At 68.3% G+C, this 20,072-nt stretch carries 19 protein-coding genes; 13 read left to right on the forward strand and 6 right to left on the reverse strand.

The features are described 5' to 3' along the window. Positions 1 to 326 precede the first annotated feature (326 nt). From FFS08_RS21300 to FFS08_RS21335, 8 genes are all read left to right on the forward strand, one after another. The gene (locus FFS08_RS21300) at positions 327 to 1,163 is read left to right on the forward strand and encodes a TerC family protein (protein ID WP_137865057.1); all 837 of its coding nucleotides are present in this window, start codon (positions 327 to 329) and stop codon (positions 1,161 to 1,163) included. A gap of 9 nt (positions 1,164 to 1,172) precedes the next feature. Next, complete coding sequence (locus FFS08_RS21305) at positions 1,173 to 1,793, forward strand: ribonuclease D (RefSeq protein ID WP_137865058.1); 621 nt, start codon at positions 1,173 to 1,175, stop codon at positions 1,791 to 1,793. A 40-nt stretch (positions 1,794 to 1,833) separates the two neighbouring features. After that, positions 1,834 to 2,478, forward strand: coding sequence for an LPS export ABC transporter periplasmic protein LptC (gene lptC, locus FFS08_RS21310; RefSeq protein ID WP_137865059.1), 645 nt, complete (start codon positions 1,834 to 1,836; stop codon positions 2,476 to 2,478). 2 nt (positions 2,479 to 2,480) lie between these two features. Then, positions 2,481 to 3,086, forward strand: a complete 606-nt coding sequence (locus FFS08_RS21315) for an LptA/OstA family protein (protein WP_137865060.1) — start codon at positions 2,481 to 2,483, stop codon at positions 3,084 to 3,086. Between the two features lie 124 nt (positions 3,087 to 3,210). Further along, a complete protein-coding gene (lptB, locus tag FFS08_RS21320; protein ID WP_137865061.1) occupies positions 3,211 to 3,987 on the forward strand; it encodes an LPS export ABC transporter ATP-binding protein in 777 nt (258 codons plus the stop codon). Between the two features lie 125 nt (positions 3,988 to 4,112). Then, positions 4,113 to 5,648, forward strand: coding sequence for an RNA polymerase factor sigma-54 (gene rpoN, locus FFS08_RS21325; RefSeq protein WP_137865062.1), 1,536 nt, complete (start codon positions 4,113 to 4,115; stop codon positions 5,646 to 5,648). Next, positions 5,645 to 6,484 carry an endonuclease/exonuclease/phosphatase family protein gene (locus tag FFS08_RS21330; protein WP_249341290.1) on the forward strand — a complete coding sequence of 280 codons (840 nt, stop codon included), beginning with the start codon at positions 5,645 to 5,647 and terminating at the stop codon, positions 6,482 to 6,484. The genes rpoN and FFS08_RS21330 overlap by 4 nt, the downstream gene beginning before the upstream one ends. 36 nt (positions 6,485 to 6,520) lie before the next feature. Then, positions 6,521 to 6,907 (forward strand): hypothetical protein, encoded by a 387-nt coding sequence (locus FFS08_RS21335; protein ID WP_137865063.1) that lies wholly within the window; start codon positions 6,521 to 6,523, stop codon positions 6,905 to 6,907. Between the two features lie 180 nt (positions 6,908 to 7,087). On the opposite strand, the gene FFS08_RS21340 is transcribed toward FFS08_RS21335, so the two are convergent. Continuing rightward, the gene (locus tag FFS08_RS21340; protein ID WP_137865064.1) at positions 7,088 to 7,528 is read right to left on the reverse strand and encodes a hypothetical protein; all 441 of its coding nucleotides are present in this window, start codon (positions 7,526 to 7,528) and stop codon (positions 7,088 to 7,090) included. Positions 7,529 to 7,590: 62 nt separating this feature from the next. Beyond that, on the reverse strand, positions 7,591 to 8,589 hold the full coding sequence (locus tag FFS08_RS21345) for a ligase-associated DNA damage response exonuclease (RefSeq protein ID WP_137865065.1): 999 nt from the start codon (positions 8,587 to 8,589) through the stop codon (positions 7,591 to 7,593). 18 nt (positions 8,590 to 8,607) lie between these two features. Here FFS08_RS21345 and FFS08_RS21350 point away from each other — a divergent pair, with 18 nt between their 5' ends. The 3 genes from FFS08_RS21350 (at position 8,608) to FFS08_RS21360 (ending at position 13,726) form a co-directional block, all read left to right on the forward strand. Next, entirely contained in the window at positions 8,608 to 11,025 is a 2,418-nt protein-coding gene (locus FFS08_RS21350) for a ligase-associated DNA damage response DEXH box helicase (protein ID WP_137865066.1), read from the forward strand. 178 nt (positions 11,026 to 11,203) lie between these two features. Then, positions 11,204 to 12,232, forward strand: a complete 1,029-nt coding sequence (locus FFS08_RS21355) for a retroviral-like aspartic protease family protein (protein WP_249341270.1) — start codon at positions 11,204 to 11,206, stop codon at positions 12,230 to 12,232. 60 nt (positions 12,233 to 12,292) lie between these two features. Beyond that, on the forward strand, positions 12,293 to 13,726 hold the full coding sequence (locus tag FFS08_RS21360) for a mannitol dehydrogenase family protein (RefSeq protein WP_137864867.1): 1,434 nt from the start codon (positions 12,293 to 12,295) through the stop codon (positions 13,724 to 13,726). 147 nt (positions 13,727 to 13,873) lie between these two features. On the opposite strand, the gene FFS08_RS21365 is transcribed toward FFS08_RS21360, so the two are convergent. The 4 genes from FFS08_RS21365 to FFS08_RS21380 all read right to left on the reverse strand — a co-directional run bounded on the left by FFS08_RS21365 (position 13,874) and on the right by FFS08_RS21380 (position 18,282). After that, positions 13,874 to 14,974 (reverse strand): ATP phosphoribosyltransferase regulatory subunit, encoded by a 1,101-nt coding sequence (locus FFS08_RS21365; RefSeq protein ID WP_137864866.1) that lies wholly within the window; start codon positions 14,972 to 14,974, stop codon positions 13,874 to 13,876. Then, positions 14,971 to 15,360, reverse strand: a complete 390-nt coding sequence (locus FFS08_RS21370) for an endonuclease domain-containing protein (RefSeq protein ID WP_137864865.1) — start codon at positions 15,358 to 15,360, stop codon at positions 14,971 to 14,973. The genes FFS08_RS21365 and FFS08_RS21370 overlap by 4 nt, the downstream gene beginning before the upstream one ends. A gap of 42 nt (positions 15,361 to 15,402) precedes the next feature. Beyond that, complete coding sequence (serA, locus tag FFS08_RS21375; protein WP_137864864.1) at positions 15,403 to 16,980, reverse strand: phosphoglycerate dehydrogenase; 1,578 nt, start codon at positions 16,978 to 16,980, stop codon at positions 15,403 to 15,405. Between the two features lie 141 nt (positions 16,981 to 17,121). Continuing rightward, positions 17,122 to 18,282, reverse strand: a complete 1,161-nt coding sequence (locus tag FFS08_RS21380) for a phosphoserine transaminase (protein ID WP_137864863.1) — start codon at positions 18,280 to 18,282, stop codon at positions 17,122 to 17,124. Between the two features lie 158 nt (positions 18,283 to 18,440). Between FFS08_RS21380 and FFS08_RS21385 the strand changes: the two genes are divergently transcribed. Together FFS08_RS21385 and FFS08_RS21390 are read left to right on the forward strand one after the other, a co-directional pair. Continuing rightward, the gene (locus FFS08_RS21385) at positions 18,441 to 19,127 is read left to right on the forward strand and encodes an extensin family protein (protein WP_137864862.1); all 687 of its coding nucleotides are present in this window, start codon (positions 18,441 to 18,443) and stop codon (positions 19,125 to 19,127) included. A gap of 36 nt (positions 19,128 to 19,163) precedes the next feature. Beyond that, on the forward strand, positions 19,164 to 20,072 hold the full coding sequence (locus FFS08_RS21390) for an LOG family protein (RefSeq protein WP_137864861.1): 909 nt from the start codon (positions 19,164 to 19,166) through the stop codon (positions 20,070 to 20,072).

The following is a 20,072-nucleotide window of genomic DNA, read 5'->3' on the forward strand; positions in this document are numbered from 1 at the left end:
ATCCTCGAAACCGCCGCCGAAGCCGCCGCCACCAAAATCATCGCCGCCGAAGCCATCACGCTTGTCGCGGCCACGTCCGCCGCGATCCCCACGGCGCCCTCTATCGAAACTCATGCCCTGTTCGTCTTCCCGGTTCGCCCATAAATCAAATCAAAAAGCCAAGCGCCGGACGAAAAACGCAGGTCTTCCAGCGCAAAAACTTGCGCCATGGAATCGGTCATAGCCCAAAACCGGACAGCGAGCGAACGAAATTCGACTTGAAATGGGCGAACTATCGTTAACCGCGGCGCTTGCGCCACAATCGGGGGCACGGCAGAGGTAGGCGCATGGACGCGATCGTCGAATTGCTCGCCAGTCCGGCCGCCTGGGCCGCACTCGTCACCCTGATCGTGATGGAGGTGGTGCTGGGCATCGACAATCTCATCTTCATCTCGATTCTCTCGAACAAGCTGCCCGAGGAACAGCGCCGGCGGGCGCGCCGAGTCGGCATCAGCCTGGCGCTGGCGATGCGGCTCGCCCTGCTCACCGCGATCAGCTGGATCATCAGCCTGAAGACCACTGTGTTCAGCCTCGGCATCCACGGGCCGCTCGATGCGAACGGCATGCCCACGTTCGAGACCGATTTCTCGTGGAAAGACCTGATCCTGCTGGCCGGCGGCCTGTTCCTGATGTGGAAGGCGACGACCGAGATCCATCACTCGGTCGACGGCGACGCGCCGGGCGAGGGCGACCAGCTGCTCGACAAGAAGCGAGTCGCCTCGATCACCTTCACCGCCGCGATCGTCCAGATCCTGCTGCTCGACGTCGTCTTCTCGGTCGATTCGATCCTCACCGCCGTCGGCATGACCGAGCATGTGCAGATCATGTACGTCGCCGTGATCTTCGCGGTGGCCGTGATGCTGGCCGCCGCCGATCCGCTCGCCAATTTCATCAACCGCAACCCCAGCGTCGTCATGCTCGCCCTCGGCTTCCTGCTGATGATCGGCATGGTGCTGATCGGCGAGGCGTTCGGCGCCCATATTCCCAAGGGCTATATCTACACCGCCATGGCCTTTTCGGCCGCGGTCGAGGGGCTCAACATCTGGGCGCGGACGGCGCGCGCGCGCAAACGTGCGGCCGCGCCGGAAGCGCCGCCCATTGAGCCCGGCGGCGATCGGGTCTAGGCGGCGGCCATGACTGTGCATTTCCATGAAGAAGACATTCCCGAGGACCTGTTCGCGCCGGGCGCCTCGATCGCCGTCGACACCGAGACGATGGGGCTGATCACGCCGCGCGACCGGCTGTGCGTCGTCCAACTCTCGGACGGCTCGGGCGACGAGCATCTCGTCCGCTTCGGCTCGCGCTCGGCCTATGATTCGCCGAACCTGCGCATGCTGCTCGCCGATCCGGAGCGGCTGAAGCTCTATCACTATGCCCGTTTCGACCTGGCGGCGATCCGCTTCTATCTGGGCGTCATCGCCGGCCCGGTCTATTGTACCAAGACCGCCTCGCGCCTGGTGCGCACCTATACCGATCGCCACGGCCTCAAGGATCTGGCCCGCGAGCTGGTCGGCGTCGAGATCTCGAAGCAGCAGCAATCCTCCGATTGGGGCGGCCCCGAACTTTCCGAGGCCCAGCGCGAATACGCGGCGTCCGACGTGCGTTACCTGCACGCGATGAAGGAAGAACTCGACAGGCGCCTCGAGCGCGAAGGCCGTACCGACCTCGCCCAGGCGTGCTTCGACTTCCTGCCGTGGCGCGCGGAGCTCGATCTGGCCGGCTGGCCCGAAACCGACATCTTCGCGCATATCTGATGCAGATGATGCGCCGCACCAGCCTCGCGGGGAACAACTGATGTCGGAGGTCGCCACACGCCTTCAGTCGCAGAAGCGCAGCTGGGCCCATCCCGGCAGCGCGCACGACCGGCTGATCCGCCTCTCGCTGATCTTCCTGCCGGTGGGTATCGGCGTGCTCTCCGCCTTTCTGGTGCTCGCGCCGCTCCTCACCAAGGGCGATGTCAGCTTCGTGCTCGACAAGAACAAGGTCGACATGGCCACCGAGCGGCTCCGCCTCGAATCGGCGGTGTATCGCGGCGAGGACAGCAAGGGGCAGCCGTTCCAGCTCAACGCGGGCTCGGCGATCCAGAAGAGTTCGGCCGAGCCGATCGTCCAGCTGCGCGACCTCGCCGCCGAGATCAAGCTGCCCGAGGGGCCCGCCACGCTCAAGGCGGACCGCGGCCATTACGACTTGAACAAGGAACAGGTCTCGGTCGACGGGCCGGTCAGGTTCCAGACCACCGACGGCTATATCCTCGACACCGAGAACGCGACCGTCGACCTCAAGACCCGCAAGATGGAAAGCGGCGGCGCCGTGACCGGCAAGACGCCGACGGGCGTGTTCAGCGCGAACAAGATGACCGCCGACTTGGAAAACCGCACCATCTCCCTAGATGGCAATGCACGCTTGCGGATCGTCCCCAAGCGCGCGAATAGGCGCTAGACATGATCCGTGCGACTGCCCTGCTTCCGATCGGCTTCACGCTGGCGCTCGCTGCGTCGGCGCCCGCGGCTGCGCAGCAGCGCCACGACAGCAACGCGCCGATCGATTTCGACGCCCAGCACATCGAGCTGCAGGACAAGGCGAACCGCGTCATCCTTTCGGGCGGCGTGCGCATCAAGCAGGCGGAGATGACGCTGACCGGCGCGCGCGTCACGCTGGCCTATACCGGCCAGATCACCGACGGTTCGCCCGAAGTCTCGCGGCTCGACGCGGCCGGCGGCGTCACCGTCACCCGGCCCGATCAGAGCGCGACCGGCCAGTTCGCGGTATACGACGTCAACAAGCGGATCATCACCATGGTCGGCAGCGTCACGCTGAAACAGGGCGCCAACACCGTTTCCGGCGGCCGGCTGGTGATCAATCTCGACAGCGGCCGCGCGACGATCGACGGCTCGGGCGTGGGCGGATCGACCGCAGCTCCGGGCACGCCCGGCGTGCAGAGCCGCGGCGGCCGCGTCACCGGCCGCTTCTCGGTGCCCAAGCGCGCGAACACTCCGGCCGCCACGGCTACGCCCGCGCCCGCGGCCACGCCGGCACCGAAGCAGTAATCGCCCTTTTTCCACGATACGCCGCGCGGCCCCTTTTCTTCCCGGCCGAGTTCATGCAGGAATCCTGCCAAACCGCCGGGAATGACTCGCCGGTAATGCGAACCCGCCCATGCAGGGACCGAGTATGACCGAAGTCGCCACTCTCGAAACCCCCGTCGCGGACCCGGCGCCCCTGCCCGACAAGGGGCTGGCGGTCGTCTCCATCGCCAAGTCCTACGACAAGCGCGTGGTGCTCACCGACGTATCGGTCTCCGTCGGCCGCGGCGAAGTGGTCGGACTGCTCGGCCCCAACGGCGCCGGCAAGACGACCTGCTTCTATTCGGTGATGGGGCTGGTGAAGCCCGACAGCGGCCGCATCATGCTCGACGGCGAGGACATCACGCGCCTGCCCATGTATCGCCGCGCGATCCTGGGCCTGGGCTATCTGCCGCAGGAGACGTCGATCTTCCGCGGCCTGACGGTAGAGGGCAACATCCTCGCCGTGCTCGAGCTGTCCGAGCCCGACAAGGAAGCGCGCAGGCGCCGGCTCGACGAACTGCTCGACGAATTCGGCCTCACGCGCCTGCGCGCCGCGCCGGCCATGGCGCTGTCGGGCGGCGAGCGCCGCCGCGCCGAGATCGCCCGCGCGCTGGCGGCGGATCCGACGATCATCCTGCTCGACGAGCCGTTCGCCGGCATCGACCCGATCTCGATCTCCGACATTCGCGACCTGATCATCCAGCTCAAGCAGCGCGGCATCGGCGTGCTCATCACCGACCACAATGTCCGCGAAACGCTCGACATCGTCGATCGCGGCTACATCATCTATGACGGCCGCGTGCTGTTCGCCGGCGTGCCCGCCGATCTCGTCAAGGACGAGAATGTCCGCCGCCTCTATCTGGGCGAGAGCTTCGAGCTCTGACTCATGCCGGCACCTGCCCTCCTTCCCGTTCGCGCTGAGCCTGTCGAAGGGCCGTTCTTCGTCCGCCGGGCAGAAGGAACGGTGCTTCGCCGGGCTCGGCACGAACGGATTTAGGGCCGGCGCCGATGTCCCTCGCGCCTCGCCTCGATCTGCGCCAGTCGCAATCGCTGGTGATGACGCCGCAGCTCCAGCAGGCGATCAAGCTGCTGGCGCTGTCCAATCTCGAGATCGAGACGTTCATTGCCGAGGAGCTGGAGAAGAACCCGCTGCTCGAGAGCGGCGGCACCGGCAATGACGAGGAGCGCGGCGGCGAAGCGGCCGAGGTGCCCGAGCCGGATTTCGACGCTGCGGAACGCGATGGCCCGGCGGATGCCAGCGAGCTGATCGCAGGCGGCGGCGAGGCCGCGGGCGAAGCCGCGCTCGACGTGGATTTCGCCGCGGAGACCTTCCACCACGACAGCGGCAGCGATACGATCGGCGCGGGCGGCGGGCTGGACGGCAGCCTTGGCCTCACCGGCACCGGCGGCGGCGCCACGCCCGAGGACGGGCCGGATTTCGACAATCTCGGCAGCGGCGATCTCAGCCTGGCCGATCACCTGACGGCGCAGGCCGGTGCCAGCGTGGACAGCCGCGAGCTGTTCATCGCCGCGCACCTCATCGACCAGATCGACGAGGCCGGCTATCTTACCGCGCCACTGCTCGATATCGCCAACCGGCTGAACGTGCCGCTCGTCCGCGTCGAAGCAGTGCTCGCGACGATCCAGACCTTCGATCCCACCGGCGTCGGCGCGCGCAACCTTGCCGAATGCCTCGCGCTGCAGGCGAAGGAAGCCGATCGCTACGATCCGTGCATGGCGCGGCTGATCGACAATCTCGATCTCGTGGCACGCGGCGACCTCGCCCGGCTCAAGCGCATCTGCGACGTCGATGACGAGGATCTGGCCGACATGATCCGCGAGCTGCGGGGCTACGACCCCAAGCCCGGCTGCCGCTATGGCGGGGAGCCGACGCTGGCAGTGACGCCGGACATCTTCGTCGCGCGGCGGGGCGCCGGCTGGGCAGTGGAGATCAATGCCGCCACCCTGCCCAGGCTGCTCGTCAACCGCGCCTATTATGCCGAAGTCTCGTCGGGCCCGCAGGACAAGGCGAGCAAGGCGTGGCTGTCCGACATGCTCGCCAGTGCGAACTGGCTGGTGAAGGCGCTCGACCAGCGCCAGCGCACGATCATCAAGGTCGCCAGCGAGATCGTGAAGCAGCAGGAAGCCTTTTTCCTGAAGGGCGTCGCGCATCTGAAGCCGATGACGCTGCGCCAGGTCGCCGAGGCGATCGAGATGCACGAATCGACGGTGAGCCGAGTCACTTCGAACAAATATCTAAGCTGCGCGCGCGGGCTGTTCGAACTCAAATATTTCTTCACCTCGGCGATCCAGTCGGCGGACGGCGGCGACGCGGTCTCGGCCGAAGCGGTGAAGAACGCGATCCGCACGCTGATCCAGGCCGAGGATCCCCGGAAGATCCTGTCGGACGACACGCTGGTCGAGCTGCTCAATGCCAAGGGCTTCGACATCGCCCGGCGCACCGTCGCCAAATATCGCGAGGCGATGGGGATCGGCAGCTCGGTGCAGCGCCGCCGGCAAAAGGCGCTGGAGGGCGTGGGTTGATCCGTTTCCTCGCCTTGCTGCTGGCCCTGCTCGCCCCGGCGATGGCGGATGCGCGGGACGGGCTCGTCGTGATGAGCTTCAACGTCCGCCTGCCTTCGCCTTCGGACGGCGCGAACCTCTGGGAGAATCGCCGCGATCTCTTCGTCGCGACGATCGCCGCCGCCGATCCCGACCTGATCGGCACGCAGGAGCTGTTCCAGCTCCAGGGCGACTATCTCGTGGGCAAGCTGCCGCAGTACAGCTGGTTCGGGATCGACCGGCGCGGCGGCCATGCCGACGAGCATATGGGTGTCTTCTATCGCCGCGACCGGTTGAAGCTGGTCGAGCATGGCGATTTCTGGCTGTCGGACACGCCCGAGAAGACGGGGAGCATCAGCTGGGGCAATCTCTATCCGCGCATGGTCACCTGGGGCCTGTTCGAGACGCGCGCGGGCAAGCGCTTCTATTTGCTCAACACCCATTTCCCCTATCGGGCGGAAGATGCCGCCGCGCGGGAGAAATGCGCCCGGCTGCTGCGCGCGCGGATCGCCGCGCTGCCACGCGGCGTGCCGGTGGTGCTCACCGGCGATTTCAACACCGGCCCCGATTCGGCGCCGCATGCCCTGCTGGGCGAGATGCTGTCCGATGCCCGGGACGCCACGGCGAAACCGCTGGGCCCCGAGGCGACCTTTCACGGCTTCAAGGGCGTGCCCGACCACCGGATCGACTGGATCCTGACGCGCGGCTTCGCGGCGCGCGGCTATCGGACGATCGATGCGCATCGCGGCGCGCTCTATCCCTCGGATCATTTCCCCGTGGTGGCGACGCTGGGCTGGCAGGGTACGAAACGCCCTTAGGATTTTGGTAGGCCGGGCCGCGCTATCGTCGATTCCATGTCTGCCGATTTCACCATCGACGTCGAACCGCTGCGCGATCTCGTCCGCATCCGGATGGGCGGCTTCTTCACGTCCGACGATATCGACGCCTTTCTCGCGGAGCGCACCAGGGCGCATGCCCGGCTCACCTGCGGGCCCAACCAGCATCTGACGCTCAATGACCTGCGCGAGATGAAGATACAGGCGCAGGACAGCGTCGAGATGTTCCGCGCGATGCTCGCCGATCCCGCCTATCGCTCGCGCCGGCTCGCCTTCGTGATCGGCCAGACGCTGGCGCGCACCCAGCTCCAGCGCGCGCTCGACCGGCGCACGGCGCGCTGCTTCGACGACCCCTGGGCCGCCGAGGCATGGCTGTTCGCCGGCACGGACCGCGCAGCCGCCTGAGCGCGGCCCTGCGACATTGGATCTCGCTCGCCTTCCGGCCGCTGCCTGGCAGTGTGGGCAATATGGGGTCCGTCACGCGTAAGCATGTTGCCCGAAGCGACAGGCGGCGCCCCCAGGATGCGCTACCCTTGCGACCTTGCGCAGCTGTGGGCCCGATTTCGGCCCGGCGCCATCGGCCGGTCAGCGCGCCGACCGGTTCGCGTCGGCGACCAGCTTGTCGAACTCGGCCTTGGTCAATGCGAGCAGCAGCCCCTTGTCGTTCCTGCCGAAAGCCTCGAGCGGCACTTCGACCTTGCCGTTCGCGCCGGCGACCACCGCGGCGGCCATGCGCACCGACTCGATCGTGCCGAGCACCGCGCCCTTCGCATCGCGCACCTCGCTGCCGGCCGTCACTTCGCCGGGCCTGGCCGGCACGGCGCGTGCCGCCTTGGGGCGGCCCGCCTTCTCGTGCGCTTCGCGCACGGCCTTGTCGAGGTTCGCCGCGCCGTCGTCGGGGCCCTTGAGTTCGGGCGCGTCCACCGCGCCGACCAGCACCGGATTGCCCGGCCCCTGCTGCGCATGCGCCGCGCCCGCGCCTAGCGTCAGTCCCGCGGCCAGCGCCACCAGCCTCGCTGCCTCCATGCCCGCCTCTCCCCCTGCGATCTCGTGCCCGAGATGGTATCGCTAACGGCAATGCCGGGCAATCAATCGTCCTCGTCCTCGAACCCGGCGAGATCGAGCGCACGCGCCTTGATCTGGTGCAGGCGGCACCAATGGACGAGCGCGTCCTCGCGGCCATGGGTAACCCACACCTCGCGCGGCTCCAGCTCGCGGATCGTGCGAGTCAGCTCGTCCCAATCGGCATGGTCGGAGAGGATCAGCGGCAGCTCGACATTGCGCTGCCGGGCACGCTGGCGAATGCGCATCCAGCCCGATGCCATCGCGGTGATCGGATCGGGCAGCCGCCGCGACCAGCGATCGTTGAGCGCCCCGGGCGGACACAGGATGATCCGCCCCTGCAATTCGGCCTTGAGCACCCCGGTGGCGGGGCGCAGCTCGCCCAGGTCGATGCCCTCCTCGACATAGAGGTCGCAGAGCCGCTGGAGCGCGCCGTGGAGGTAGACGGGATCGTCGAACCCCATCACCCGCAGCTCGGATATCACCCGCTGCGCCTTGCCCAGCGCATAGGCGCCGACCAGCACGCAGCGATCAGGATTGGCCCGCAGCGCGGCGAGCAGCTTGTCGAGTTCGTCATGCGTCTCGGGATGGCGAAACACGGGCAGGCCGAAGGTGGCTTCGGTGATGAACACGTCGCAGGGCACCGGCTCGAAGGGTTCGCAGGTGGGGTCCTCGCGGCGCTTATAGTCGCCCGAGACGACGATCCGCTCGCCGCGATGTTCGAGCACGATCTGGGCGGAGCCGAGGACATGGCCGGCGGGGACGAGGCGGATGTCGATGCCGTGCAGGGTGATGCGCTCGCCATAGTCCAGGGGGTTGCCGTTCTGGGGCCCGTAGCGCGCCTCCATGATCGCCAGCGTCTGCGGCGTCGCCCATACCGCGCCATGCCCGCCCCGGGCATGATCGGCATGGCCATGCGTCACCAGCGCGCGGCGGACCGGCACGACAGGGTCGATCCAGATATCGGCCGCGGGCAGATAGATGCCCATGGGCCGCGGATCGATCCAGTCGCCGAGCTTCGTCATCCTGCCTATATGAGCGGGATGCCCTCCGGTTCCCAGTTGCCCCCGATATTGTCGGACTGGTTCGCGCGCCGCGGCTGGGCGCCGCGCCGCCACCAGCTCGAGATGCTGGCGGCGGGCCGCGCCGGCGCGCATGCGCTGCTCGTCGCGCCGACGGGTGCGGGCAAGACGCTGGCCGGCTTCCTGCCCACGCTTGCCGACCTGATCGAGAACCCGGCCGACGGGTTGCACACGCTCTACATCTCGCCGCTCAAGGCACTGGCGGTGGACGTGCAGCGCAACCTGCTCACGCCGGTCGAGGAGATGGGCGCGCCGATCCGGATCGAGACGCGCACCGGCGACACGCCATGGGACCGCAAGGTCCGCCAGCGCGCCCGCCCGCCCCAGATCCTGCTCACCACGCCCGAATCGCTCAGCCTGCTGCTTTCCTACGAAGACAGCCTGACGATGTTCGCCGGGCTGAAGACAGTGGTGATCGACGAGGTCCATGCCTTCGCCACCGGCAAGCGCGGCGACCTGCTCGCGCTCGCCATGGCCCGGCTCCAGCGCCTCGCCCCGGGCCTGCGCCGCGTCGCGCTCTCGGCGACGGTGGCGGACCCGGACGGCTATCGCGCGTGGCTCGCCCCGCATGGCGATATCGACAGCGTCACGCTGGTCCAGGGCGAGAAGGGCGCCGAGCCGAACATCGCCATCCTGCTTCCCGAGGACAAGGTGCCCTGGGCCGGCCATTCGGGCGTCTATGCGATCCCGCAGGTGATGGCCGAGATCGAGACGCACGGGACGACGATCGTCTTCTGCAACACCCGCGGCCTGGCGGAGCTGGTCTTCCAGCAGCTCTGGAAGGTCAACGAGCTGAAGCTGCCGATCGGCGTGCATCACGGCAGCCTCAGCCTCGAGGCGCGGCGGCGGGCCGAACAGGCCATGGCCGACGGCAGGCTGCGCGCGCTGGTCGCCACCGCCAGCCTCGACCTCGGCGTCGACTGGGGCGATGTCGACTGCGTGATCCAGATGGGCGCGCCCAAGGGCTCGTCGCGGCTGCTCCAGCGCATCGGCCGCGCCAATCACCGCCTGGACGAACCCAGCGAGGCCGTGCTCGTTCCCGGCAACCGCTTCGAATATCTGGAGGCGCGCGCGGCGCTCGACGCCGTCGAGCAAGGCGCGCTCGATCCCGACATCTTCCGTCCCGGTGCGCTCGACGTGCTGGCGCAGCACGTGATGGCGTGCGCCTGCGCCGCGCCTTTCGCTCGCGACGAATTGCTGCACGAGATCCGCGCAGCATTGCCCTATTCGGCGCTTGCCGACGAGACGTTCGACCGGGTGCTGAGCTTCATCGCCGATGGCGGCTATGCCCTGCGCGCCTATGACAAGTTCAAGCGGCTGACGCTCGGCAGGGACGGCCTCTGGCGCGTCACGACGCCCGCCTTTGTTGCGCAGCATCGGCTCAACGCCGGCATCATCGTCGAAGCCCCTATGCTCGAGGTGCGCTTCCGCAACGGTCGCCGGCTCGGCCGGGTCGAGGAGAATTTCGCCGCCGCCCTCTCGCCCGGCGATACTTTCTTCTTCGCCGGGCTGGCGCTGGAAGTGGAGCGCGTCGAGACCACCGACCTGGTCGTCCGCGCCACCTCGAAGACCGCGCGCATCCCCTCGTACATGGGTGCCCGCCTCGCGATCACCGCCAACCTGGCCGACCGCGTCCGCCATTTCCTGCACGACCGCGGCCAGTGGCCGCGCTTTCCCGCCGACGTCCGCGAATGGCTGGAGGTGCAGGCGCGGCGCTCCGCGATCCCCGCGCCCGGCCAGCTGCTCGTCGAGACCTTCCCGCACGAAGGCCGCCACCACATGGTGATCTACAGCTTCGAGGGCTGGAACGCGCACCAGTCGCTTGGCATGCTGATCACCCGGCGGATGGAGGCGCTGGGCCTGAAGCCGCTGGGCTTCGTCGCCAACGACTATGCGCTCGCCGTCTATGGCCTGGAGAAGATCGAGGCCCCGCGCCCTCTCTTCTCGCCCGACATCCTCGAGCACGAGTTCGTCGAATGGGTGCAGGGCTCGGCGCTGCTCAAGCGCGCCTTCCGCGAAGTGGCGATCATCGGCGGGTTGGTCGAGCGCCAGCATCCGGGGAAGAAGAAGACCGGACGCCAGGTCACCTTCTCGACCGACCTGATCTACGACGTGCTGCGCAAATATGAGCCCGACCATCTGCTGCTGCGCGCCGCCTGGGCCGACGCGCGCGCCCGCATGACCGATATCGGCCGGCTGGGCCATCTCCTCGACACCGCGGCCGACACGATGCTGCACGTCGACCTGCCCCGCGTCTCGCCCCTGGCCGTGCCGGTGCTCATCATGATCGGCCGCGAGAACGTTGCCCAGGGCGTCACCGAGGACGCGCTGCTGATGGAGGCCGAGGACATCGCGGCGGAGGCGATGCGTCTCGACTAGAGTCGTTTTCGGTAGGGCGGTGCCGGCCCGCTCCCCCACCCGGCCACCCAGCGAAAGTATATTCTATGGGTGGCCGGGTGGGAGGGCGGGCCGGTGCCGATTCAGCGAAGCTGGGAACGACGCCAGACACGATCCGGACAGATTGCTGCGCAGCATGCGAAGGTGTATCTTCATATCCATGAACAGGCTCGCCGCGCTTCTCCTGCTCCCGCTGGCCGCAACCGCCGGAGCGCATGACCGCCAGAATCCCCGCGAGGGTGCCCCGCCCCAGCCGCAGGATCCCGCCCTGACCATGCCCACGCCCGAGAATGTCGAGGCGACGTTGCTCGCGCTGGGCGAAATCGACAAGCGGCTCACCGTGCCCGTCGCGGTGGGCAATAACGGGCCCTACAACTTCATCATCGATACCGGGGCGGAGCGCACCGTGGTGTCGCGCGAGCTCGCCGGATCGCTCCGGCTGGGGCCTTCCGCGCCGGTGGTCGTCACGTCGATGAGCGGACGCGACCGTGTCGGCACCGTCGTGGTACCCGGCCTCTCGATCGAGTCGATCGGCGAGCAGCATACGATCATCGCCCCCGCGCTCGAGGCGCGCAACCTTGGCGCACTCGGCCTGCTCGGCATCGATACGCTGCGCAACCATCAGGTATCGATCGACTTCGAGAAGGGCATCATGGCGGTGCGCCCCAGCGTGAAGCGCAAGGCCTTCACCAAGCGCGACCCCAACGAGATCGTGGTCACCGCCAAGAACGTGTTCGGCCAGCTGATCGTAACCGATGCCTATTACGACAACACCCGGATCCAGGTGGTGCTCGACACCGGCAGCCAGGTGACGATGGGCAACAGCGCGCTGCGCAAGCGGGTCGGCCGGAGCGCACCCAAGGCGCAGCCGATCACCCTCACCAGCGTGATCGGCAACCACACCACCGCCGACTATACCGAAGTGCCCAACATCACGGTTGGCAAGGTGCGCTTCGGGGCGATGCCCGTGGCCTTTGCCGATGTGGCACCGTTCGAGCGGTTCGGCCTGACCCGCCGCCCGGCGCTGCTGCTCGGCATGGACGCGTTGCGCAGCTTCCGCCGCGTCGACATCGACTTCCCCAACCGCCAGGTCCGCTTCCTGATGCCGGTGGACCGCAGCCCCAAGGAACGTGCCACCGGCTCGATGATTCCCGGCGTGAGCGGCAGCTCGCCCCTCAATCGCTATTGACCCCGCGCGGCCGACGCCGGCCCATTGACTTTGCCGATGCGGGCGGGTTGGTCCCGGCGCATGACCAGCCTCTCGCGCGCCGCGCTCGCCTCGCTTCCCGCCGCCGTCGCCCGGCCGGGGCACGACCCCGCCTCGATCCGGACCGGCGTGGTCCATTTCGGCCCCGGCGCCTTTCACCGCGCGCACCAGGCGGCATATTTCGACCAGGTGCTGGACGGGGATCCGCGCTGGGGCATCGCGGCGGTCTCGCTGCGCAGCGCGGGCACCGTCGACGCGCTGAAGGCGCAGGACGGGCTCTATACGCTGGCCGTGATCGACCGCGAACCGGCCAGCCGCATCATCGCCGCGCATTCGGATGCGATCGGCCCGGGTGAGGGCGCGCAGCTGCGCACCCTGCTCGCCGACCCCGCGGTCAAGCTCGCCACCAGCACCGTGACGGAGAAGGGCTATTGCCTGGCCCCGGACGGCAGCCTCGACTTCGCCCATCCCGACATCGTCCATGATCGCGCCCGCCCCGCCGAGCCGGCCAGCGTGATCGGCTGGATCGTCTCCGGCCTCGCCGATCGTCGCGCGGCGGGCGCGCCACCCTTTGCGATGCTCTGCTGCGACAACATGACCGGCAACGGCGCTAAGCTGCGCGCGGCCTGCATCGCGCTTGCCCGCGAATGGGATGCCGGGCTGGCCGACTGGATCGCAGGCGAAGCCGCCTTCCCCGATTCGATGGTCGATTCGATCACCCCGGCGAGCGATCCCGCCTTTCTCGCCAGGGTCTCGGCGGAGCTCGGCGTCGACGATCGGGCGGCGGTCCAGCGCGAGCGCTTCGCCCAATGGGTGCTGCAACGCTTCGACCTGACCGACGGGCCGGACCTCGCCGCCGCGGGCGTGACGCTGACCAGCGACGTCCAGGGCTATGAACAGGCGAAGCTGCGCATCCTCAACGGCGCACATTCGAGCCTGGCCTATATCGGCCTGGCGCTCGGGCACGAGACGGTGTTCGAAGCAGTACGCGACCCGGCGCTGGGCGGCTTTGCGAGCCGGCTGATGCACGAGGATATCGCGGGCGCGCTCAAGCCGGTCGAGGGGCTCGATCTCCAGGGCTATGCCGATGCGGTATTGGAGCGCTTCCGCAACCCAGCGATCCGCCATCTGCTCAGCCAGATCGCCTGGGACGGCTCGCAGAAGCTGCCCTATCGCCTGCTCGACACGATCCGCGACCGGCTGGCGGCCGGGCATGACGTGGCGCGGCTGGCGGTGCCGGTGGCGGCTTGGATCGCCTTCCTGCGCCGCAAGGCTCAGGCGGGCGAGGCGATCACCGATCCGCTGGCCGAGACGCTTGCCGGCGCCGCTTCCGGCGGCGATCCCGCTGCCGCGGTGCTGGCGCTGCGCCAGGTGTTCCCGGCGCAGCTTGCCGAGGATGCACGGTTCCGCGATGCCGTGACGGCAGCAGTGCCGGCGTTCCTCGAGGGGCGGGCGACCGAGCTGCTCGCGCGCTGATTCCACAGCGACGCGGCCGGGCAACTCGGCAAACGCCGTTCCGGCGGGCGCAACGTCACGAGAATCGCGACGCTTTTTTGAGGCGCGTGGCTCCTCGAATCGCGCAACATGCCTGCGCGAAATCCTGCATTGCAAGCTGGCCGGTGGCTAGACCGCCTGCGGCGCCCCGTCGCGCAGGACGTGCGTGCAGAGCTGCGCGTCGGGCGTGTCGTCCGCCTCGAGCGCCGCGACCGTCACCCAACCCTCCTCGCGCAGCTTGGCGCCGATGCCCGCCGGCGTGCCGAGGGGCAGGAACAGCCGGCGCCGATCGCCCGCGCCGATCCCGGCAGCGAGGATCGGATCGGCATAGAGCGAGAAGCCCACCGCGGCTTCCTCGCGGCCATTGCCGTGCAGGATCGTATAGGTGCCGCCACGGCCGATCTCGCCGCGCACGCCCTTCGCGAACAGCGAGAAGCCGAGCCAGCTCTGATATTCGAAGCCGTGCCGCTCGGTGGGATCGAGCGTAAGAGCCGCCTGGCCCCGAATGCTCGCGGCGATTTCGGCCAGGCCGTCGAGCCGGGTGGCCAGCGCCTTGCCCGCGTCGATCGCCCGCAGCCGCTCGATCGCGGCGTCGAAGGGCCCGGCGGCTTCGATCAGCGGAAGATAGCGCGGCTCGATCGCGGCGACGCCGGCAGCGTCCTTGGCGTCGAGCCGGTCGCGCAGGGTTGCGAGCTGGGCGGGGGTTAGGCTGTCGCCGGCCAGGCAATCGGCCAGATCCGGCAACGTGAAGTCGAGCGCGATGCCCTCCACTCCGCCTGCCCGCAGCGCCTCGATCGCGACGCGCACCACTTCGGTGGCGGCGGCGACGGTATCGAGCCCGATCAGCTCGGCACCGATCTGCCGGGTCGCGCGCAGCGGATCGAGCTCCGAGGCCGAGAGCTTCATCACCGGGCCCGCATAGGAGAGGCGCACCGGGCGCGGATGATGGCCCATGCGCGTCGCGGCGATGCGGCCGATCTGGGCGGTGAGGTCGGGCCGGATCGCCAGCGTCCGCTGCGAGACGGGATCGACGAAGCGCACCGCATCGCGCAGGCCGCCCGCAGCCTTGAGGCGCGCGCTCAGCTCGTCGGCGAACTCGGCGAGCGGCGGATCGACCTGCTCATAGCCATAGGCACGCGCGACGCCGAGCACGCGGCCCTCCAGCCGCGACGCCGCGTCGGCCGCGGGGGGGAGGCGATCGTGAAAGCCTTCGGGTAACAGTCCGCTCATCTTTGCTTCCTCTCCCCTCCGGGGAGGGGGCTGGAGAGGGGCGCAGTCGCGGCAAGCGACGCGCCGATGATATGCGCCACCCCTTCCAGATTGCTCCCCGCGTCGTAGTTCGTGAACCGGATCACGCCATATCCTTGCCGTTCCAGCCAAGCCGTGCGTCGCGAGACGTCGCGCATAGCATGCGTGTCGCCGTCAATCTCGACACCGAGCCTGCGGGATCGTGCGACGAAATCGGCGATATACGGTGCGATGACGCGTTGGCGAGCGAATTTGACATCTTCGAACTGCGTGGCCCGGAGGATATGCCGCATCGCAGTTTCCGCGGGCATGGGATCGGCTCGCATCTGCCTTGCGCGAGCCAACAATTCCTCGTCGGCCTTGGGCACTGCCCCTCTCTCCGCCGGTGAGAGGGGCAGTGCCCTGAACCGTCAGAACGCCAGCGCCATCGCAGTCTTCACGCCCGGAAGCGCGCGGACCGTGGCCAGGAGCGCTTCGCCGACCACGCCGTCGACCGAGAGCAGCAGGATCGCCTCGCCCCCCGCCTCGCGGCGGCCGAGATGGAAGGTTCCGATGTTGACGTCCGCCTCGCCCAGCGTGGTGCCCAGCCGGCCGATGAAGCCCGGCGCGTCCTCATTGACGATGTAGAGCATGTGGCCGGCGAGATCGGCCTCCACCTTGATGCCGAACAGCTCGACCAGGCGCGGCGCGGCGTTGCCGAACAGCGTGCCCGCCACCGAGCGGTCGCCCTGCGCCGTGCCCACGGTGACGCGAACCAGCGTGTGATAGTCGCCCTCGCGATCATGGCGCACTTCGCGCACGTCGAGCCCGCGCTCCTTCGCCAGGAACGGCGCGTTGACCATGTTCACCGTATCCGAGTGGACGCGCATCAGGCCCGCGAGCACCGCGCCGACGATCGGCTTCTGATTGAGCTCGGCCGCGGCACCCTCGCTCTCGATCGCGATATTGCGCAGTTCGCCATGGGCGAGCTGGCCGACCAGCGATCCGAGCTTCTCGGCCAGCGCCATGTACGGCTTGAGGCGCGGAGCTTCCTCGGCGGAGAGGCTGGGCATGTTCAGCGCATTGGTGACGCCGCCGGAGACGAGGAAGTCGGCCATCTGCTCGGCGACCTGGATCGCGACGTTCACCTGTGCCTCGGTGGTCGAGGCGCCGAGGTGCGGCGTCGAGACGAAGTTGGGCGTGCCGAACAGCGAATGCTCCTTGGCCGGCTCCACCGCGAACACGTCGAGCGCGGCGCCGGCGATGTGGCCGCTCTCCAGTCCCTGCTTGAGCGCCGCCTCGTCGATCAGACCGCCGCGCGCGCAATTGATGATGCGCACCCCGCGCTTGGTCTTGGCGAGGTTCTCGGCCGAAAGGATGTTGCGGGTCTGATCGGTGAGCGGCGTGTGCAACGTGATGAAATCCGCGCGCAGCAGCAGGTCGTCGAGCCCCACCTTCTCCACGCCCATCTCGATCGCGCGCTCGGGCGTGAGGAAGGGATCGAAGGCGACCACCTTCATCTTCAGGCCCTGGGCGCGATCGGCGACGATCGAGCCGATATTGCCCGCGCCGATCAGGCCGAGCGTCTTGCCGGTGAGCTCGACGCCCATGAAGCGGTTCTTCTCCCACTTGCCGGCCTGAGTGGAGGCATCGGCCTCGGGCAGCTGGCGGGCGAGCGCGAACATCAGCGCGATGGCGTGCTCGGCGGTGGTGATCGAATTGCCGAAGGGCGTGTTCATGACGACGACGCCGCGTGCCGAAGCGGCGGGAATGTCGACATTGTCGACGCCGATGCCGGCGCGGCCGACCACCTTGAGATTGGTCGCGGCTTCGAGGATCTCGCCGGTCACCTTGGTCGAGCTGCGGATGGCGAGGCCGTCATACTGGCCGATGATCGCCTTGAGCTCCTCGGGGGTCTTGCCGGTGATCTCGTCGACCTCGACGCCGCGCTCGCGGAAGATCTGCGCGGCCTTGGGATCCATCTTGTCGGAAATCAGTACCTTGGGCATTTGGGTTCTCCATTCCCTCTCCCCTTTGGGAGAGAGGGCAAGCGAGCGAAGCGAAGCGCGGGAGAGGGGTGGATGCTGGAGACGAGCGGCTCGCGACAAGCCCCTCTCCCCGCCCCTCTCCCCTGAAGGAGAGAAGGGGACTCAGCCCGCCCTGGTCTCGGCATAGGCCCAGTCGAGCCAGGGGCCGAGCGCCACGATGTCGGCGGTGTCGACGGTGGCGCCGCACCAGATGCGCAGCCCCGGCGGGGCGTCGCGATAGCCAGCGACGTCATAGGCCGCGCCTTCCTTCTCGAGCAGGCCGGCGAACTTCTTGATGAAGTCCGCATCGGCGCCCTCGACGGTCAGGCACACGCTGGTCCTGGAGCGGATGCGCTCGTCCGCGGCGAGATGCCCCAGCCAGCCGCGCTCCGCCACGAGCGCGTCGAGCGCCGCGGCATTGGCGTCCGAGCGCGCGATCAGGCCCGCCGCGCCGCCCAGGCCCCGGCCCCATTCGAGCGCGAAGATCGCGTCCTCGACCGCGAGCATCGACGGCGTGTTGATCGTCTCGCCCTTGAACACGCCCTCGGCGAGCGCGCCCTTGGAGACCAGCCGGAACACCTTCGGCAGCGGCCAGGCGGGCGTATATTCGGTCAGGCGCTCGACCGCGCGAGGCCCGAGGATCAGCACGCCGTGCGCGCCCTCGCCGCCCAGCACCTTCTGCCAGGAGAAGGTGGCGACGTCGATCTTGTCCCAGGGCAGGTCATAGGCGAACACCGCCGAGGTGGCGTCGGCGAAGGTCAGCCCTGCGCGATCGGCCGGAATCCACTCGCCGTCCGGCACGCGCACGCCGGAGGTGGTTCCGTTCCAGGTGAACAGCACGTCGGTCGACCAGTCGATCTGGCCCAGGTCCGGCAGCTGGCCGTAATCGGCACGGATCACGGTGGGATCGAGCTTCAGCTGCTTGACCGCGTCGGTGACCCAACCTTCACCGAAGCTTTCCCAGGCGAGCGTGGTGACGCCGCGCGCGCCGAGCATCGTCCACATCGCCATCTCGAAAGCGCCGGTGTCCGACCCCGGCACGATGCCGATGCGGTGCGTCTCGGGCAGGCGCAGCAACTCGCGCATCAGATCGATGCAATATTGGAGACGGTTCTTGCCCAGCTTGGAGCGGTGCGAGCGGCCGAGCGACTCGGTGGCGAGCTTCTCGGGCGACCAGCCGGGAGGCTTGGCGCAGGGACCGGAGGAAAAATAGGGGCGTGCCGGCTTGGCGGCGGGCTTGGCAATAGACGCAATTCCGGCGTCGGCGGCAGTCGTGTCAGTCATATAGACTCTCCTTGCAGAGAGCACGCGCGGCGTTGGGACCGCGTGGCCCGCCGACGGCCCTAGCGGCGGCGGCGTGAAAGTCAATTGCGCGAAACGGCGAATCCGCGAACATTTGTGACGTTGACCATGTGGCGCGCCGATGATGCTATGCGCCTGCCATGCGCGTTCTTGCCCTGTCCCTGTCGCTGTCCCTGCCCCTGATCCTCGCCGGCTGCATGTTCGGCGGAGGAGGCGACCGCCCCGCCCCTTCCCCGATTCGCGAGCGGCCCGGCGGCCCGATCACACTCAACGGCCCCACCCCGCGCGAGACGCAGCAATGCTTCGCGGATCTCTCGCGCGAACGGGTGCGCTATTCCGCCTTGCCCGACCGGGACTTCGGCGGCGGCTGCGTCGTGACGGGGGCAGTGCAGCTGCTCGACATCGGCGTGCCGGTGACCGGGCTCAAATCGATGAAATGCGGACTGGCGCGCAGCTTCACCGCCTGGGTGCGATTCGCCGTGGCGCCGGCAGCGCGGCAGATGCTGGGCAGCGACCTGGTCAGGGTCGAGACCTATGGCACCTATTCGTGCCGGGGCATCATCGGCAACGGCGCGGCATCGGCACAGCGCATGTCCGAGCACGGGCTGGCCAACGCCGTCGACGTGTCGGGCTTCGTGCTGGCGGACGGGCGGCGCGTGACGATCGAGCGCGACTGGCGCAGCGGCGACCAGCAGGTGCGCGCCTTTCTCGAGACGATCCACGGATCGGCCTGCAAGCGCTTCGCCACGGTGCTGAGCCCCGACTATAATGCGGCGCACTATAATCACCTCCATCTCGACATGGGGCGGGGCCCGTTCTGCCGCTGATTGCAGCGCGTCGGCATTGGGCCTAAGCCGGGCGAAATGAGCGATACGAGAGTTCCGAGCCGCGTTTTCCGCCCTGCCCAGCAGGAAGTGCAGAACGCCAACACCGCCACCGGCACCCCGCAGACCGAGCACCCCGCCTACCGCCTCGCCTTTCAGGACATGGACTTCCTGCTGCGCGAGGATCTGCGGCCGGTGCGCTTCCAGCTCGAATTGCTGAAGCCGCAGCTGCTGCTCGACGAGGCGCACATCAAGTCGACCTTCGTCGTCTACGGATCGGCGCGCATCCCCGAGCCCAGCAAGGCAGGCGCGCTGCTCGCACTGGCCGAGACCGAGCAGCAGAAGAAGATCGCCGAGCGGCTGGTCGAGAAGTCGAAATATTACGACGTCGCCCGCGAGCTCGCCCAGCTCGCCTCCAACTTCCCGCTCGACGAAGCGGGGAACCGCCATTTCGTCGTCACTTCGGGCGGCGGCCCCTCGATCATGGAAGCCGCGAATCGCGGCGCGCGCGACGTGGGGGCGGACACGATCGGCCTCAACATCCTGCTGCCGCATGAGCAGGCGCCCAACCCCTATGTCACGCCGGGCCTGTCGATGCAGTTCCACTATTTCGCGCTCAGGAAGATGCACTTCCTGCTGCACGCGCGCGCAGTGGCGGTGTTCCCTGGCGGCTTCGGCACCTTCGACGAATCGTTCGAGCTGCTCACCCTGATCCAGACCGGCAAGATCGCGCCGATCCCGGTATTGTTCTACGGCAAGGACTTCTGGAGCCGCGTCGTCGATTTCGAGGCGCTGGTCGAGGAAGGGGTGATCTCGCCCAAGGATCTCGACCTGTTCCATTTCTGCGAGACCGCGGAAGAAGGCTGGCGAATCGTCCAGGATTTCTGGAAGGGCAAGGATCACACGGTGATCGCCCGCCCGCGCCCGGGAATCGACAAGCCGGAATAG

Origin of the sequence: Sphingomonas sp. 1F27F7B (assembly GCF_005503355.1) — a bacterium.
Lineage (GTDB): Bacteria > Pseudomonadota > Alphaproteobacteria > Sphingomonadales > Sphingomonadaceae > Sphingomonas.